13 protein-coding genes and 1 pseudogene are annotated in these 15,526 nt (G+C 61.9%); 6 read left to right on the top strand and 8 right to left on the bottom strand.

All coding sequences use genetic code 11. The features are described from left to right. Window positions 1-31: 31 nt before the first annotated feature. A complete protein-coding gene (locus tag AWB74_RS16695; RefSeq protein WP_061147843.1) occupies window positions 32-1,507 on the bottom strand; it encodes an aldehyde dehydrogenase family protein in 1,476 nt (491 codons plus the stop codon). A gap of 219 nt (window positions 1,508-1,726) precedes the next feature. On the opposite strand from AWB74_RS16695, the gene AWB74_RS16700 reads away from it, so the two are divergent. The 6 genes from AWB74_RS16700 (at window position 1,727) to AWB74_RS16725 (ending at window position 8,487) form a co-directional block, all read left to right on the top strand. Further along, window positions 1,727-2,608 carry a GNAT family N-acetyltransferase gene (locus AWB74_RS16700; protein ID WP_061147844.1) on the top strand — a complete coding sequence of 294 codons (882 nt, stop codon included), beginning with the start codon at window positions 1,727-1,729 and terminating at the stop codon, window positions 2,606-2,608. A gap of 4 nt (window positions 2,609-2,612) precedes the next feature. After that, window positions 2,613-3,539 carry a 2-hydroxyacid dehydrogenase gene (locus AWB74_RS16705; protein WP_061147845.1) on the top strand — a complete coding sequence of 309 codons (927 nt, stop codon included), beginning with the start codon at window positions 2,613-2,615 and terminating at the stop codon, window positions 3,537-3,539. A 162-nt stretch (window positions 3,540-3,701) separates the two neighbouring features. Beyond that, window positions 3,702-5,123, top strand: a complete 1,422-nt coding sequence (locus tag AWB74_RS16710; RefSeq protein WP_061147846.1) for an aspartate aminotransferase family protein — start codon at window positions 3,702-3,704, stop codon at window positions 5,121-5,123. 45 nt (window positions 5,124-5,168) lie between these two features. Next, on the top strand, window positions 5,169-5,666 hold the full coding sequence (locus tag AWB74_RS16715; protein ID WP_061147847.1) for an Lrp/AsnC family transcriptional regulator: 498 nt from the start codon (window positions 5,169-5,171) through the stop codon (window positions 5,664-5,666). A gap of 248 nt (window positions 5,667-5,914) precedes the next feature. Beyond that, the gene (locus tag AWB74_RS16720) at window positions 5,915-6,997 is read left to right on the top strand and encodes a tartrate dehydrogenase (RefSeq protein WP_061147848.1); all 1,083 of its coding nucleotides are present in this window, start codon (window positions 5,915-5,917) and stop codon (window positions 6,995-6,997) included. 17 nt (window positions 6,998-7,014) lie between these two features. Continuing rightward, window positions 7,015-8,487: an NAD-dependent succinate-semialdehyde dehydrogenase gene (locus AWB74_RS16725; RefSeq protein WP_061147849.1), complete on the top strand. Its 1,473-nt coding sequence runs from the start codon at window positions 7,015-7,017 to the stop codon at window positions 8,485-8,487. A 271-nt stretch (window positions 8,488-8,758) separates the two neighbouring features. Here the strand turns inward: AWB74_RS16725 and AWB74_RS16730 are convergent, their stop codons facing one another. The 7 genes and pseudogenes from AWB74_RS16730 to AWB74_RS16765 all read right to left on the bottom strand — a co-directional run bounded on the left by AWB74_RS16730 (window position 8,759) and on the right by AWB74_RS16765 (window position 15,516). Beyond that, window positions 8,759-10,192 (bottom strand): aldehyde dehydrogenase family protein, encoded by a 1,434-nt coding sequence (locus AWB74_RS16730; protein ID WP_061147850.1) that lies wholly within the window; start codon window positions 10,190-10,192, stop codon window positions 8,759-8,761. After that, entirely contained in the window at window positions 10,189-11,244 is a 1,056-nt protein-coding gene (locus AWB74_RS16735) for a homoserine dehydrogenase (RefSeq protein WP_061147851.1), read from the bottom strand. Before AWB74_RS16735 ends, AWB74_RS16730 begins: the two co-directional genes overlap by 4 nt. Before the next feature lie 147 nt (window positions 11,245-11,391). Further along, window positions 11,392-11,838 carry an Lrp/AsnC family transcriptional regulator gene (locus AWB74_RS16740; protein WP_061147852.1) on the bottom strand — a complete coding sequence of 149 codons (447 nt, stop codon included), beginning with the start codon at window positions 11,836-11,838 and terminating at the stop codon, window positions 11,392-11,394. Window positions 11,839-12,548: 710 nt separating this feature from the next. Further along, window positions 12,549-12,748, bottom strand: a pseudogene (locus tag AWB74_RS48605) (NAD(P)-binding protein); the annotation flags it as partial. A 287-nt stretch (window positions 12,749-13,035) separates the two neighbouring features. Continuing rightward, window positions 13,036-13,812 carry an amino acid ABC transporter ATP-binding protein gene (locus AWB74_RS16755; protein WP_061147853.1) on the bottom strand — a complete coding sequence of 259 codons (777 nt, stop codon included), beginning with the start codon at window positions 13,810-13,812 and terminating at the stop codon, window positions 13,036-13,038. A gap of 7 nt (window positions 13,813-13,819) precedes the next feature. Beyond that, on the bottom strand, window positions 13,820-14,476 hold the full coding sequence (locus AWB74_RS16760) for an amino acid ABC transporter permease (RefSeq protein WP_061147854.1): 657 nt from the start codon (window positions 14,474-14,476) through the stop codon (window positions 13,820-13,822). Between the two features lie 233 nt (window positions 14,477-14,709). After that, complete coding sequence (locus tag AWB74_RS16765; protein ID WP_061147855.1) at window positions 14,710-15,516, bottom strand: ABC transporter substrate-binding protein; 807 nt, start codon at window positions 15,514-15,516, stop codon at window positions 14,710-14,712. Window positions 15,517-15,526 lie beyond the last annotated feature (10 nt).

Below are 15,526 nucleotides of genomic sequence, written 5' to 3' on the forward strand. Positions count from 1 at the left end.
ACAGTCTGCGGCCGAAACATTCGTCAGGCGCTTAAGATCGCAGGTCGATCAGCACGCTCTTAAAGCGCAGATTCGCCTCGTACGCCTGCCGGCCGAGATCCTTGCCGATCCCCGAGCGCTTGTAGCCGCCCGTCGGGATCATAAAATCGCTAGTTCGTCCGTAGCGATTCACCCAGACTGTGCCCGCTTCGATGCTGCGCACGAAGCGCAGCGCGCGACCGAGATCCGCCGTGTGCACACCTGCCGCCAGGCCGTACTCAGGATGCTGAGCCAGTTCGAGGGCCTCGTCTTCGGCGTCGAAGGTTTGTAGCGTAAGAACCGGGCCGAACACCTCCTCGCGTACCGCTTCGGATTGCTGAGTGACGTTCGAAAGAATCGTGGGCCAGTAGAAAGGCCCACTCTTGCCGCCATCTGCGCGATGGCCGCCGTAGCGCAAAGTCGCCCCGCCCGCTACGGTGCGCTGCACAATCGATTCGATGCGTGACGCCTGCGGCTCGGAAATGATCGGGGAGAGCGTCGTGCCGCGTGCCCAAGTCGCGCCCGGCTTGAGTTCGGCGAAGACCTGCTCGATGCGCTCGCTCAATTCGTCAGCGATCGAACGTTCGACCAGCAGCCGCGAGCCTGCGTTGCACACCTGCCCGGCGTTGCCCGAGATCGCTCCCGCAATGCGGCGCGCGACGGCGTCGAGCCTGGGCGCATCGGCGAACACGACCTGCGGACTCTTGCCGCCCAGTTCCAGCGTCACCGGCTTGGTACCGGTCTCGGCGCAGGCCGCCATGATCGCCGCGCCCGTGCGCGTCGAGCCGGTGAACGTCACCTTGCCGATGCGCGGATGGCGCACGAGCGCATCACCGGTGCGGCCGTCGCCCTGCACGACGTTGAAGATACCCTTCGGCACGCCCGCTGCGAGCGCGAGCTCGGCCAGCCGCAGCACCGAAAATGGCGTCATCTCCGAGGGCTTCAGCACGACCGCATTGCCTGCCGCGAGCGCAGGCGCGATCTTCCACGACGCCATCACCAGCGGAAAATTCCACGGTGCGATCGCCCCGATCACGCCGTACGGCTCGGCGATCGTCATGCCCAGGTGATCGTGATCGGTCGACATCACTTCGCCGCCGAGTTTGTCCGCAAACTCCGCGTAAAAGCGAATGCCTTCGGCCGTGTACGGCACGTCCCAGGCGGCGGCATCGCGGATCGGGCGCGTCGAGCCGATCGCTTCCAGCGGCGCGAGCGTCTCGACATCGGCGGCGACAAGATCCGCGAAGCGGCGCAGGATGCGCGCGCGTTCGCGCGGCGCGATGCGCGGCCAGCCACTCGAGCGCCAGGCGGTCCATGCGTTGTCGACGGCACGGTCAATCAGTGCGCCATCGGCGACGGGCACCGACGCATACACGACGCCATCGGACGGCCGCGCCACGTCGATCCGCTGCGGACCTTCGTCGACATATTCCCCACCGATGAAATGCGCCCCACGCACCACGATCTTGCCGGGATCGAAGCTATTCATTCAGGTATCCTTTTGAGTGCCTTGACGTTGAAGAGATCGTACGCCTGCAGGCTCCAAAAAAGTCATCGACTCAAGGCGTGATTCAGCAGATTTCACGCGTTTTCAACGCCGCGACATGGCGTTTTACATCGATTTCCCGCGCGCTCGGCCGACGTTCTGGACAACGCTGCAGCGCAATGCGAAAGTGGGGGCATGAGTTTTGAGGCCGAGGAGCCCGGCATGTCCGATCGAACCGATAATTGCGACGCAAACTTTGCGCTGTCGTATCGCCCTTTCACCAGCAAGGACCTCGCCGCGGCCTACGCCCTGTCGAGCGAAATCAATTGGCCACATCGCGCGGACGACTGGCGTTTCGTCGCCGACGCAGGCACAGGCTTCGTCGCCGAGGACCCGAGCGGCGTGATCGGCACGGCGCTCTGCTGGAAGTACGGCCGCGACACGGCCTCGCTCGGGATGGTGATCGTCGCGCCGGAGCAGCAGGGACGCGGCATCGGACGCAGGCTGATGGAGCTGCTGTTGGAAGAACTAGGCGATCGCACCACGCTCCTGCACGCGACGCCCGCCGGCAAGCCGCTCTATGAAAAGCTCGGCTTTCGCGAAATCGGCACGCTGCACCAGCATCAGGGCGCCACGTTCCATCCGCCGCTCGTTTCGCTGCCGCCCGGCGAGCGCCTGCGCCCGCTCGGTTCCAGCGATTTGCCGCGCCTGATCGAACTCGCCTCGCGTGCGAGCGGGCTGGACCGGAGCGCGCTCTTGCCGTCCTTGCTCGACGTCGCGGGCGGCATCGCGCTCGACCGCGACGGCGAACTGCTCGGCTTCGCGCTCTACCGGCGCTTCGGTCGTGGCTATGCGATCGGCCCGGTCGTCGCGCCGGATTCCGACGATTCGAGCCGTGCGAAGGCGCTCATCAGCCACTGGCTCGCGCTGAACGCAGGCATGTTCGTTCGTATCGATACGCCCGGCGACAGCGGCCTCTCCGACTGGCTCGAAGGGCTAGGTCTGGCGCGCGTTGACACCGTCGTGAAGATGGCGCGCAACGGCACGCTCAAGGTGGATAGCGAAGTGCGGCAATTCGGCATCATCAACCAGGCGGTCTGCTAATAAGATGACGTTCCTCTACAAAGCCGATCCCGCGCGCGGCGGACAATGGGCGCGGCTCTTCGCGCAGAAGGCGCCGGAACTCGAATTCCACGTGTGGCCCGACGTCGGCGATCCGGCCGCGATCCGTTATCTCGCCGCCTGGCAGCCCCCCGAGGACCCCGCGCGCACGCTGCCGAACTTAGAAGTGGTGTTTTCGGTGGGCGCGGGCATCGACCAGTTCGATTTGTCGGGCGTGCCTGCGCACGTGCCGGTCGTGCGGATGATCGAGCCGGGCATCGTGAAGGGGATGGTCGAGTACGTGACGCAGGCGGTGCTCACGATTCATCGCGATCTCTTCGATTACGGCCTGCAGCAGCAACAGCGGCAGTGGCGCGAGATGCCGGTGCACTCGGCGGCGTCGCGTCGGGTGGGCGTGCTCGGGCTTGGCGTGCTCGGCACGGCCGTGCTGGACCGCCTGCGGCTCTTCGGTTTTCCGTGCGCGGGATGGAGCCGCTCGCCGCGCACGCTCGATGGCATCGAGTGCTTTGCGGGCACCGATTCGCTCGACGCGTTCCTCGCGCGGACCGACGTGCTGATCTGCCTGCTTCCCCTGACCGATGCGACGCGCGGCCTGCTCGACGCGAAGCTCTTCGCGGCCCTGCCGAAGGGCGCGTCGATCGTAAATGTCGGGCGTGGGCCGCAGATGAATCAGGTCGATCTGCTCGCGGCGCTCGAAAGCGGCCAGCTGCAGAACGCGATCCTCGATGTCACCGATCCCGAGCCGCTGCCCGCCACGCATCCGCTGTGGACGCATCCGCGCGTGCGCATCACGCCGCACATCGCGAGCGCGACGCGGCCGGACACTGCTGTCGATGTCGTGCTCGACAATATTCAGCGGCATCGCGCGGGACAGCCGATGATCGGTCAGATCGACCGTACCCGTGGTTATTGAAGCGACTAGTTAGCCTAACTAAACGCGCACAGCACAAAATGCCGCACGCGCATCGAAAAACGCGGCGTTCACGCTATTTGAGCATTTTTTTGGCGGCACGGCGAGGGGCGCTCTCTCAGTATCATGGAACGGTCAACAGTCCATCCCGAGACGAGAACTGCCATGCCGAACCCATCGCTCATCGAAGCCGACCGGAAGCACCTGATCCACCCGGTAGTCAGCTATTGTGCGCACGAAGCGCGTGGCGTCACCGTCCTCGACTCCGCGCACGGGGTTTTCCTACGCGATATCGACGGCAACGAACTGCTCGACGCGTTCTCCGGCCTCTGGTGCGTGAACACGGGCTACGGGCACGAGAGCATCGTCAAGGCCGCGACCGAGCAGATGACGCGCCTGCCCTACGCTACCGGCTACTTCCACTTCGGCTCCGAGCCCGCGATCGAACTGGCGGCGAAGCTGGTCGAGCTGTCGCCCGCTTCGCTGCAACACGTCTACTTCACGCTCGGCGGGTCCGATGCCGTCGATTCAGCGCTGCGCTTCATCACGCACTATTTCAACGCGACGGGCCGGCCGTCGAAGAAGCACCTCATTGCGCTCGAGCGCGGCTATCACGGGTCGTCGTCGGTCGGCGCGGGACTGACGGCGTTGCCAGCGTTCCATCGCAACTTCGACTTGCCGCTTTCGACGCAGCATCACATCGCATCGCCCTACCCGTATCGCAACACGTTCGCCGACGATAACGCGCTGATCGCCGCATCGGTCGCCGCGCTCGAAGCGAAAGTCGCGGCGCTTGGAGCTGAGAACGTCGCCGCGTTCTTCTGCGAGCCGGTTCAGGGCTCGGGCGGCGTGATCGTGCCGCCGAAGGGTTGGCTAAAGGCGATGCGCGAGGCGTGCCACAAGCTCGACATCCTCTTCGTCGTCGACGAAGTCATCACCGGCTTCGGGCGCACCGGCCCGCTCTTCGCGTGCGAAGACGAAGGCGTCGAGCCGGATCTGATGACCGTCGCCAAAGGTCTGACCGCCGGCTACGCGCCGATGGGCGCCGTGCTGATGTCCGATGCGATTTACCAGGGCATCGCCGATGGCGGCGACGCCGCGGCCGCGATCGGCCACGGCCACACGTATTCCGCGCATCCGGTGAGCGCGGCGATCGGCCTCGAAGTGATGCGGCTCTATCACGAAGGCGGGCTGCTCGCGAACGGCATCGCGCGCGGGCCACGCTTTGCACAAGGGCTCGATGCGCTGCTCGCGCATCCGCTGGTCGGCGATGCGCGGCATCGCGGGCTGCTCGGCGCGCTCGAACTCGTGTCGGACAAGCAGAGCAAGCAGGGCTTCGATGCGTCGCTGAAACTGTCCGAGCGCATTGCGGCGGCAGCGTATGAAAACCGCCTTGTATTCCGCGCGTTCAACGACAACATCCTCGGCTTCGCGCCCGCGCTTTGCTACACGGAAAGCGAGTTCGACATGATGTTCGAGCGCCTCGAAAAGACGCTCGACGACGTGCTCGCCCAACCCGATGTGCGTGCCGCGCTGAGCGCACCGGCGAGGCAGGTTGCCAGCACGCGCACACGCGCGAGCGCGTGAAAACATCCATCGACAGTTTCCAGATGCCGAACCGGGACATCCGCGATGCGCACCGACTGCAAGCTCGACCGAATCGATCTGCGGATACTTTCTCATCTGCAACAGAATGGTCGCATCACCAACGTCGAGCTTGCCGACGCAGTCGGCCTGTCTCCGAGTCCCTGCCTGATCCGCGTGAAGCGATTAGAGAAGGCAGGCTACATCGTCGGATACGGCGCGCGGATCCAACTCGAAAAGCTCGGCGACCTGCAGATCGTCTTCACCGAGGTGACGCTCAACGACCATCACCGCGAGGACTTCATCAAGTTCGTCGCGGCAATCAGGGACGTCGACGAGATCGTCGAGTGTCATCTGGTCAGTGGCGGCTACGATTACCTGCTCAAGTTCGTCACGCGCGGTGTGAGCCACTATCAGAGCGTCGTCGAGGGCTTGCTGGAACGCAATATCGGCATCGACAAGTACTTCAGCTATGTGATCATCAAGTCGCCCTTCGTGAAGAACCACTACCCGCTCGAAACGCTCTTTTGGCAGGACCATCACTGAGGGGGCTCGCGTTCGGGCCGCCGCGAGAATTCCCCGGCGGAAATTCACGCGCGGCTCACTGGCGACGCGAGCCGCGCGCATACGGTGCCCGTGCGTTGGCCGGCACTGTAATCAGCGACAGCGAGCGCTTCAGCGCATCGCTGGAACACGCGCAAATCATCCGGGATTCGAAGACAAGCCACGGCGCATTTGGCACCCCGCGCCTTGCTGGCAACAAGCAATCTGGAACAAGCTGACTGGAGACTCTTATGACCCGCAACACGTATCGAATCGCCGTCATTCCCGGAGATGGCATCGGTAAGGAAGTGATGCCTGAAGGGCTGCGTACGCTCGACGCCGTCAGCAAGCGCTTTGGCATTGCACTGGAGTACCAGCACATCGATTGGGCGAGCTGCGATTACTACGCGCGGCACGGCCAGATGATGCCGGACGACTGGAAGGCGCAGCTCGAAGGCGCCGACGCAATTCTTTTCGGCGCGGCGGGCTGGCCCGACACGGTGCCCGATCACGTCTCCCTGTGGGGGTCACTGCTCAAGTTCCGCCGCGAATTCGACCAGTACATCAATCTGCGCCCGGCGCGTCTGTTCGACGGCGTGCCGTCGCCGCTCGCGGGCCGCAAGGCCGGCGACATCGACTTCATGATCGTGCGCGAAAACACCGAGGGCGAATATTCGTCGGTGGGTGGCACGATGTACGAAGGCACCGAGCGCGAACTCGTGATGCAGCAGTCGATCTTCTCGCGCAAGGGTGCCGAGCGCGTGTTGAAGTTCGCGTTCGACCTCGCCATGCGCCGCGAGAAGAAGATCACCGTCGCGACGAAGAGCAATGGCATCTCGATCAGCATGCCGTGGTGGGACGCGCGCGCCGCGGAAGTGGCCGCACTCTATCCGGATGCGAAGTGGGACAAGCAGCACATCGACATCCTGTGCGCGCGCTTCGTGCTGAACCCGGACCGCTTCGACGTGGTCGTCGCGACCAATCTCTTCGGCGACATCCTCTCGGACCTCGGCCCCGCCTGCACCGGCACGATCGGCATCGCGCCTTCGGGGAACCTCAATCCGGAGCGCACGTTCCCGTCGCTGTTCGAACCAGTGCACGGGTCGGCGCCCGACATCTCGGGCAAGCACATAGCCAATCCGATCGCGATGATCTGGTCGGCCGCAATGATGCTCGACTTCCTCGGCAGCGGGCAAGGCAAGGAGCGCGAGGCACACGACGCGATCCTCGCAGCGATCGAAGCGGTGCTCAAGGATGGCCCGCATACCGGCGACCTCGGCGGCAACGCGAACACGACGGAAGTCGGACGCGCCATCGCCGAACGGCTCGCGTGATATAAGGAGTCTCCATCATGGCATCGAAGCTCGAACTCAACGACCTGATTCGCCGCGACAATTTCATCGACGGTAAGTGGGTCGCCGCCGCAAGCGGCAAACGTTTCGGCGTGACGAACCCGGCGACCGGCGAAGTCATCGCCGACGTCGCCGATAGCAGCGAAGCTGACGCGCGCGCCGCCGCCGACGCCGCCGCGCGCGCCTTCCCCGCGTGGCGTGACGCGCTGCCGAGAGACCGCGCGGCGGTGCTGCATCGCTGGCACGACCTGATAATGGAGAACGCCAACGCGCTCGGGCGGCTCATCTCGCTCGAACAGGGCAAGCCGTTCGCAGAAGGCCGCGGCGAGGTGCTGTACGGCGCGTCCTATGTGAAGTGGTTCGCGGACGAAGCTACGCGCATCTACGGCGACATCATTCCGCAGCAGCAGCGCGGCAAGCGGATGACGGCGGTGAAGGAGCCCGTCGGCATCGTCGCGGCGATCACGCCGTGGAATTTTCCGCTCGCGATGATCGCGCGCAAAATTGCGCCCGCGCTGGCTGCGGGCTGCACGGTCGTCGGCAAGCCTGCCGAGGACACGCCGCTCACCGCGCTCGCGCTCGTGCTGCTCGCGCAGGAAGCCGGCGTGCCGCCAGGCGTGCTGAACCTGATCACGGCATCGCGCGAGAACGCGGTGCCCGCAGTTGCCGCGTGGCTACACGACAGCCGCGTGCGCAAGATCACGTTCACCGGCTCGACGCCGGTGGGCAAGTATCTGGCACGCGAATCGGCGGAGACGCTCAAGAAACTCTCGCTGGAACTCGGTGGCAACGCGCCGTTCATCGTCTTCGACGACGCCGATCTCGACGCCGCCGTCACGGGTCTGCTCGCTTCGAAGTTCCGCAACGGCGGGCAGACGTGCGTGAGCCCCAACCGCGTGTACGTGCAGTCGGGCGTGTACGAAAAGTTCGGCGACATGCTCGCCAAGCGCGTTGCGGCGCTGAAGGTGGCGCCCGCCACCGATCCCGACGCGCAGATCGGCCCGATGATCAACGCACGCGCAATCGACAAGATCGCGCGTCATGTCGACGATGCCGTCGCGCAGGGCGCGCGCATTCTCGCGGGCGGCAAGCGGCTGGATGCACTGGGCCCGAACTACTACGCACCGACCGTGCTCCTCGACGCCACGCCCCAGATGCAATTGAGCTGCGAGGAAACCTTCGGCCCGATCGTGCCGCTCTTCCGTTTCGATGACGAAGCCGAAGCGATCCGCTCCGCCAACGACACGCCATTCGGCCTCGCGTCCTACTTCTATAGCCAGGACATTCGCCGCATCGACCGAGTGTCGCGCGGCCTGGAAGCGGGCATCGTCGGCATCAACGAAGGCGCGCTCGCGAGCGAAGCCGCGCCTTTCGGTGGGGTGAAGGAATCGGGCTACGGCCGCGAAGGATCGAAGTACGGCCTCGATGACTACCTGTCGATCAGATATCTCTGCCAGGGCTGCCTCGAATGAGCATCGACGCCTATCCGATCGAAGTCGCGTTCCCCGACATCTCCGCGCACGAAGCGAGCAATTCGGGAGAAGCATTGCGAGAAAAAAGAGGGCGCCGTGCAGATCGATACACGGCGCCCTGAAGACGCCCGTCTATAACGTAGACGAGCCCCGAGAGAAAGTTGTTCTTGCCCAGTCTCGAATTTTGCCGAAGTTCATGGACCGGCGTCTCCCCGCTCAAGCGTAAAGTGGCGGAACTCCGGCAGTCTGTCTGCCACCGTCAACAAAGTAACTACTGCGCTTCAGGACGCTTTTCAATCGCCCGTCGAATACACACAACCTTCGGCTGCGTCATTTCCTCGTAGGCAAACCGAACGCCCTCTCTCCCGAGGCTTCCATACTTGAACCCGCCAAAAGGCATCGCATCGAAACGATAGTCTGACGAGTCATTGATCATGACTCCGCCGGCTTCAAGCGCGTCTGCCGCCTTCAGTGCGACCTCCAGATCCGCGGTGAAGATGCCCGAGTGGAGACTGTACTCGGGGGTGTTCGCCAGAGCGAGGGCTTCGTCCAGCGATTCGATCCGCTGCAGTACGACGACGGGGCCGAATACCTCCTGCCTCCACAGATCGCAGCCAAAATCCACATCTTCAAGAACGGTCGGTGCGTACACTGCGCCGTCGAGTATGTTGCCGGACAATAACTTGGCTCCGAGACGAATGGCATCGTTCACGACGCGCGCAGTCTGCTTTGCAGCTTGAGCCGTGATCATGGGTCCAATATCCGTATCCGGCAACGCGGGATCGCCGACCTTCAGACTCTGTGTGAGCGCAACGAAGCGCCCCTTGAACCTCTCATAGATATCCGAATGAATTAGGATCCGCTGCGTGCCAATGCAATTCTGGCCAGCCGCCCAGTAGGCACCCGAGACGCAGCACTCCACGGCGTCCTCTAGATCGCAATCGCTCATCACGATGACCGGAGCGTTGCCGCCCAGATCCATGGCAAGCTTTTTCAGTCCTGCGGCCCGGGCGATCTTCTCGCCAGTAACAAACCCGCCTGTGAACGACACCATACGCACGTCACGTGCGGAGACCAGCGCCTCCCCAAGGGCGGCTCCGCCGTTCGCGACGACGACAATGTTGGGTGGCAGACCCGCAGCGACCAGATAATCGGCGAGCCTGATTGCCGATAGCGGTGCGAGCTCGGAAGGTTTCAGGACCACCGAATTACCGCCGGCAATCGCCGGTCCGAGCTTGTGCGCCACCAGATTGAGCGGATCGTTGGAGGGGGTGATCGCGACAATCACGCCAAGCGGCTCGCGGGAAAACCATCCCTGGCGCTTCTCCGATCCGGCGTAGGCATCGAAAGGAACAACTTCGCCGCCGTTCCTGCGCGCTTCGTCTGCAGACAGTTTCAGCGTGTTGACGCAGCGAAGCACCTCCTTTTGCGCCTGCCTGAGGGTTTTGCCAGCCTCAGAGACAATCAGTGCAGCAAACGCTTCCTTGTCCCGGTCCACGAGCGACGCGCAGTTTTCAAGAATGCGCGCCCGCTCATATCGCGAGAGATTCCGGCACACACGCGCGCCGTCCCTTGCGGCCTGAATCAGCATCTGCGCACTTTCAGGCGGAATATCCGCGATCTTGCCAATCTCCGCCCCGTCAAACGGATTCGTGACTGCGATGAAACCGGACGCTACACCATCTTGAAACGTGGGAACGTTCATTTGCTTGCCTCCACTGCGGACTTCTTCCGGTGAATGCTTACAATATCTGAGAGCAAAGCGTAAGCGGTTTCGGTTCGACCAGCGCCCGGTCCGCGCACCGTCACGTCACCCAGGACCCTGGTCTTGAAGGTCACGGCATTGATTGCACCGGCAACGCTAGCCAGCGAATTCTCAATCGGCAGAAGTTTCGGCTCTACGCTTGCGCACACCGTGCCGTCCGGCGCTTTCGATGCACTGCCAATCAATTTCCAGCGGGCATTCGACGCGACTGCATCCTGCACGGCTTGAACCGTCAAGCCGCTGATGCCCTTGCACGTCACGTCGCGCGGCTTGAGCTTGGCTCCGAGCAGCTGGTTAGCCAGGATCGTCACCTTGAGGCGCACATCGTGCCCCTCGATGTCAGCTGTCGGATCAGCTTCGGCATAGCCAAGTCGCTGCGCTTTCTCCACCGCTTCTTCGAAGCTAAGACCCATTTCCATGCTGGAGATGACGAGGTTGGATGTGCCGTTCAAGATGCCCTCGAACCCTACAAGATCGGAACCGGCGAGCGATTCTCTCGCCAATCGAATGGCGGGCGTGCCGCTCATCACCGAGCCTTCGAACTCGAAGAAGACGCCTTTCAGTTCCGCTGCATGTGTCAACGCGTCCGCGTTGAACGCCACGGGTCCCTTGTTGGTGGTGACGACGCTGATGCCCTTGTTCAACGCGTTCCAGCAGTACGACGATGCAGGTTCGCCGTCCACCGGATTCGTGAACGTCGCCTCCGCCACGATGTCGGCGCCACTGTGCTGGATGACCTCTTCGGTTTCTGGAAGAGCCTTGCCGCCAGGAAGATTTTCGAGGGCGCCCTTGACACTCGGCAGCGCGCACAAGTCGTTCAGGTCGAGACCGCGCGGGCAAATCGCGGATCCGAGATACAAATCACTGACGCCAACAAATTTCAATTGAAACCCCAACTCGCGCAACCATCCGGCGTTGTTTTCTGCTGCGAGCTGAACGAGCGCCCGATTGACGCCGCCAAAACCAATTAGAGCAACCTTGTATTCGATCACTACATCACCCTCACTTTTCTGAACGGATGACGGTGATGGTAATCAGCGGCCACGTCATTTCCAATCGGCAAATTTGATCGAAATATCGAGCAAATGGCTCGTTGCGCTTTCCGAATTGCTCGAATGGAGCTAACACGATTGCAGGCGCTAACCGCTGCACTTTGCTCGCGTAAGAACGAACGACGTGACAGTGTTGAGGACCTCTGGCAACGCCGATATTTCTTCCCAGAGTTTGTGAACACGGTCTGGGGTCGTGGCCTCAATGTGCAGCACGACATCCAGCTCACCACTCATAACATCGCACGCGACGACCTCTCGCACGGAGCGGACGTAGCGCAACACGTCGATTCCTCGCATCCGGTCTTTCCGATAGATGAACATCAGGGCCCTGATCGATCCCGACTCGAGCGCCGCAACGCCGGACTTGATCGTGTACCCGTGGATGAATTTGTCGCGCTCCAGTCTTTCGATCCGAAGCCGGACCGCGTTGCGCGATAGATTGACCGACCGCGCGATCTCGTTATGAGACAGTCGCGCGTCCTCCGTGAGCTGCGCGAGTATCGTCTCGTCGACCTTGTCGAGCACCCGTTTCATTGCTTCTCCTCGAATCACTGTTGACGCGCCAAACCTGCTTGCCACCCCTTTTCCCCGCGTCACCGCACCGCCATCTGCTTGGTTGGCGCCCCTGCGGAGCGCAATGCTAGATGTGGCCAGCCGAGGCCAAGTCTGAGTTCGTTACGGTCAAATGAAGCCCTCGACCTGTGCCCCTAATGAACGGCAGGCGACTGAGGCGATGGATGAGCGGTTCGGTGAGCGGGAACCTAGCGCTGAATGTGCGATAGCGCATCCAGCTCCTGCCCGCAATGCAGCGAGAGAATGTCCAATCGACCTAGAATACTTTGATGGACGATGCCAAAGCGTTCGCCTGGGGCCGCAACGCGGCCGATGCGGCTGCGGAATCCTCGACCAACGCCGCGTCCATCTGCACCATTGCGTCGAGTTGCGTAACGGCACCATTGACCTCCTGGACCCGCGAGTCCGCTCGACGATGCACGAGCAATGTCCGAGACGACGATTGAACACAATGTTTGCGCCGATCTGGCCCGACGCCTCCTCGTCTCTCCATTGTGCCTACCGCATCGGGACACAATCTCACCGCCGCGCGACGCGATTTGCGTCGCGATACCCGATTGCTCGTGGGCCTCGCCGGGCGCTGCATCTAGTGCCATCGGCGCGTTCCACTGCCCGGCCAACGCTGTCATGGCCCCAGCGAAATCCACTGCGTTGTCGGTGAACAGCTCGCGCAGCCGCTCAAAGCACCCGTCCAAACTCTCGGCGCGCGCCGCTTCAGCCGGGTGAACCCTTTCTGCTGACGCCGATAAGTCTGGCCGCCGTTTCGTCGGCCCTCATCGATGACAGTCGGTCGGATACCGGTGAGCACCAGATTCTCCGCGCAAACACCGGCAGGCTCACCGCCGACAATCTCGAGACGGGGCTCAGTTATTGTCCCCCGGGTTGACTGGTGACGATCGCCATGCCTGCTTCGACGGCGCTCGTGCATGCGCGCAGCCGTTTGCCATCGTGCGTCCGGACCCACCAATCCAGGCATGCACCCCTCAGGTCACAAGCCTGCGCGGTTCTCCCCACTGAACTCCAACTGGTGCACGTGCCGTCAGGAGAACAGGCTCGCAGTCAGCAGCGTATCGCCAATCAGCGCTTCGACCGGTTGCTCGTCTGTAGTCGGCCCTATCCGCTAACGGTCCGTTTCACCTAGCCGCTCGAATCGCCCGTTCATGCCACCGCTCCTGTACCACCGTTGTGCGCATGCGGATCCTCGACGCGATGCGTCAGCACATGGCGCAGAAACTCTCGGGTACGCGCTTCGCGTGGAGAGGCGAGCACCTCCTTGGCACTGCCCTCCTCGATGATGAGGCCAGCATGCAGGAAGCACACACGGTCGGCCACTTCGCGGGCGAAGCCCATTTCGTGGGTGACGACCAGCATCGTCATACCTTCGCGAGCTAGCGTGCGCATGACGCTGAGCACTTCGCCCACGAGTTCCGGGTCGAGCGCCGAAGTCGGCTCGTCGAAGAGGATCGCCTTTGGCTTCATCGCAAGCGACCGAGCAATCGCGACCCGCTGCTGCTGGCCGCCCGAGAGTTGGTGCGGATAGGCGTCTATTTTCTCGCCGAGGCCAACCTTGTGGAGCAGATCGATCGCCTCGCGCCGCGCTTGCAGGACTGAGTCATGCTTGACATGCACCGGCCCCTCCATCACGTTTTCTACCGCAGTGCGGTGCGGGAACAGGTTAAACCGCTGGAAAACCATACCGACCTGGGTGCGAAGCTGATTGATATGACGCGAGCGCTGCTCAACGATTTGATCCAGTAGTCTTATCTCGCCAGAATCATATGACTCAAGCGCATTGATGCATCGAAGAAGCGTCGACTTGCCGGAGCCCGACGCTCCGATCAGACACACGACCTCTCCTTGATTCACCTTCAACGTAATGCCCCTGAGCACCGGCACGCTGCCAAAGCTTTTGTGCACGTCCTTGATTTCGATCATTGCAACCTCACTTCACCTTGTGTTTTCCGAAGCGCCGTTCCAGCGCCTTCGTCAATTTCATCAACGGAAGGCTCATTGCGAGATATGCGATCGCCACGAGCGTATAGACCGTCATGTTCTGAAAGGTCGCTGCAGCAATCAGGAATCCTTGGCGCGTAATCTCAGAGACGGTGATCGTCGATGCCAGAGACGAATCCTTGAGCATCGATACAAGCGTATTGCTGTAGGGCGGCAGTGCGACCTTGATCGCCTGCGGAAGAATCACCCGGGTCATGGTCTTGATGCGCCCCATACCTATGGACTGCGCGGCTTCATATTGACCTGGATCCACCGACTCGATGCCTGACCGGATAATCTCGGCGACGTACGTCGAATAACCAAACGCCAGACCAACGATGCTTGCTTGCAATGCACTCATCTGGAGGTGAATCGAAGGCAATACAAAGTAGATGTAGAACAGCAACACGATCATCGGAAGACCACGAACCACGTTGATCAACGTGGTGGCCGCACACCTGACCGGCGCATGCCGCGACATCTTCAATAGCGCCCAAACGAGACCAAGCGCGGTACTGAGGATCAGGCAGCTAACCGTGATGAAGACCGTCATCCCGGCCCCTTGAAGCAATATCGGGACAAACTCGACTATGTCGCTCCAACGCATGATTTGCCTTTCTATTAATCGTTACACTGCATGACCGGCGCCACCCTGCATCGTAGCTGTCGAGAACCGATACCCTCGCAAGCTATACTTAGGTATTGCGGCGAACCGGCCGTCTCCATTTTCCGCCGACCATGCTCACGAACATCTGTCGCGCCGGTTCGTGGATGCCGCACGAGCGATCCGAAAACGCGAGCCGCTAAACATTCGCGCGAAACCGATCGGTAGTCCGCGTGTCACTGCACGAAATTCCATTTCTTGAGGATCTTGTCCAGTGTCCCGTCCGCCTTTATCTTGGCGAGCCCGTCGTTTATTTTCAAAAGTAACACAGCGTTACCTTTCTTGACCCCGAACGCAATCGGCACCCTGCGAAGCGGCATGAAACCATCGACGACACGACAGCCCTGCAGTGTCCCGGCCGCTTCCTGCGCCTTCCATACCGGATAATCGTTGAACGCTGCTGTGATGCGCCCTAAGGCAACGTCGCGGGCCATATCCGCCGCGGTGTTGTACATCTTGACTTCCTTGAAGATGCCGAGCTTGACGAGTTCCTCAGATGTTTCCTCGCCGGCACCCGCTCCGACAATCATTCCCTTCAAATCCTGAATCGTCCGATAGCTGGCTTTATCCGAGGCGTTGATGATGATCCCCTTTCCGAACTCTGCCACCGGCTGAGAGAAATCGACCACCTCCTGGCGCTTCGGCGTCGGCGTCATTCCCGCCACGATGAGATCTATCTTGTCGGAAACGACCGATTGGATCAGCGCAGGAAAAGGGATGACGTCGAACGACACGTCGAAACCCTCACGCTTTCCGATTTCACGGATCGCATCCGGCATGACGCCGGCGATTTCATGTGTCTTCAGATCCAAGAACGCGTTGGGAACGCTGGAGGGCGTCGTTCCGGCGGAAACCTGCACCGGAGCAGCGTATGAGGGACCGGCTCCGAAAGCCATTGAAAGTGCAACGGCAGCCGTAACGAAAATGCGTTGAATAAAACTGCCATGCGTGCCGGAAGCAGTCTGCGATGTAATGTGAGACATGATGGATCCT

Origin of the sequence: Caballeronia arvi (assembly GCF_001544695.2) — a bacterium.
In the GTDB taxonomy this organism is placed as follows: Bacteria; Pseudomonadota; Gammaproteobacteria; order Burkholderiales; family Burkholderiaceae; genus Caballeronia; species Caballeronia arvi.

Coding starts and splice junctions, on each gene's coding strand:
- AWB74_RS16755 (WP_061147853.1), bottom strand. CDS start 13,812: ATGATCGAAATCAAGGACGTGCACAAAAGCTTTGGCAGCGTGCCGGTG.
- AWB74_RS16725 (WP_061147849.1), top strand. CDS start 7,015: ATGGCATCGAAGCTCGAACTCAACGACCTGATTCGCCGCGACAATTTC.
- AWB74_RS16715 (WP_061147847.1), top strand. CDS start 5,169: ATGCGCACCGACTGCAAGCTCGACCGAATCGATCTGCGGATACTTTCT.
- AWB74_RS16710 (WP_061147846.1), top strand. CDS start 3,702: ATGCCGAACCCATCGCTCATCGAAGCCGACCGGAAGCACCTGATCCAC.
- AWB74_RS16740 (WP_061147852.1), bottom strand. CDS start 11,838: ATGAAACGGGTGCTCGACAAGGTCGACGAGACGATACTCGCGCAGCTC.
- AWB74_RS16700 (WP_061147844.1), top strand. CDS start 1,727: ATGTCCGATCGAACCGATAATTGCGACGCAAACTTTGCGCTGTCGTAT.
- AWB74_RS16760 (WP_061147854.1), bottom strand. CDS start 14,476: ATGCGTTGGAGCGACATAGTCGAGTTTGTCCCGATATTGCTTCAAGGG.
- AWB74_RS16720 (WP_061147848.1), top strand. CDS start 5,915: ATGACCCGCAACACGTATCGAATCGCCGTCATTCCCGGAGATGGCATC.
- AWB74_RS16705 (WP_061147845.1), top strand. CDS start 2,613: ATGACGTTCCTCTACAAAGCCGATCCCGCGCGCGGCGGACAATGGGCG.
- AWB74_RS16695 (WP_061147843.1), bottom strand. CDS start 1,507: ATGAATAGCTTCGATCCCGGCAAGATCGTGGTGCGTGGGGCGCATTTC.
- AWB74_RS16730 (WP_061147850.1), bottom strand. CDS start 10,192: ATGAACGTTCCCACGTTTCAAGATGGTGTAGCGTCCGGTTTCATCGCA.
- AWB74_RS16765 (WP_061147855.1), bottom strand. CDS start 15,516: ATGTCTCACATTACATCGCAGACTGCTTCCGGCACGCATGGCAGTTTT.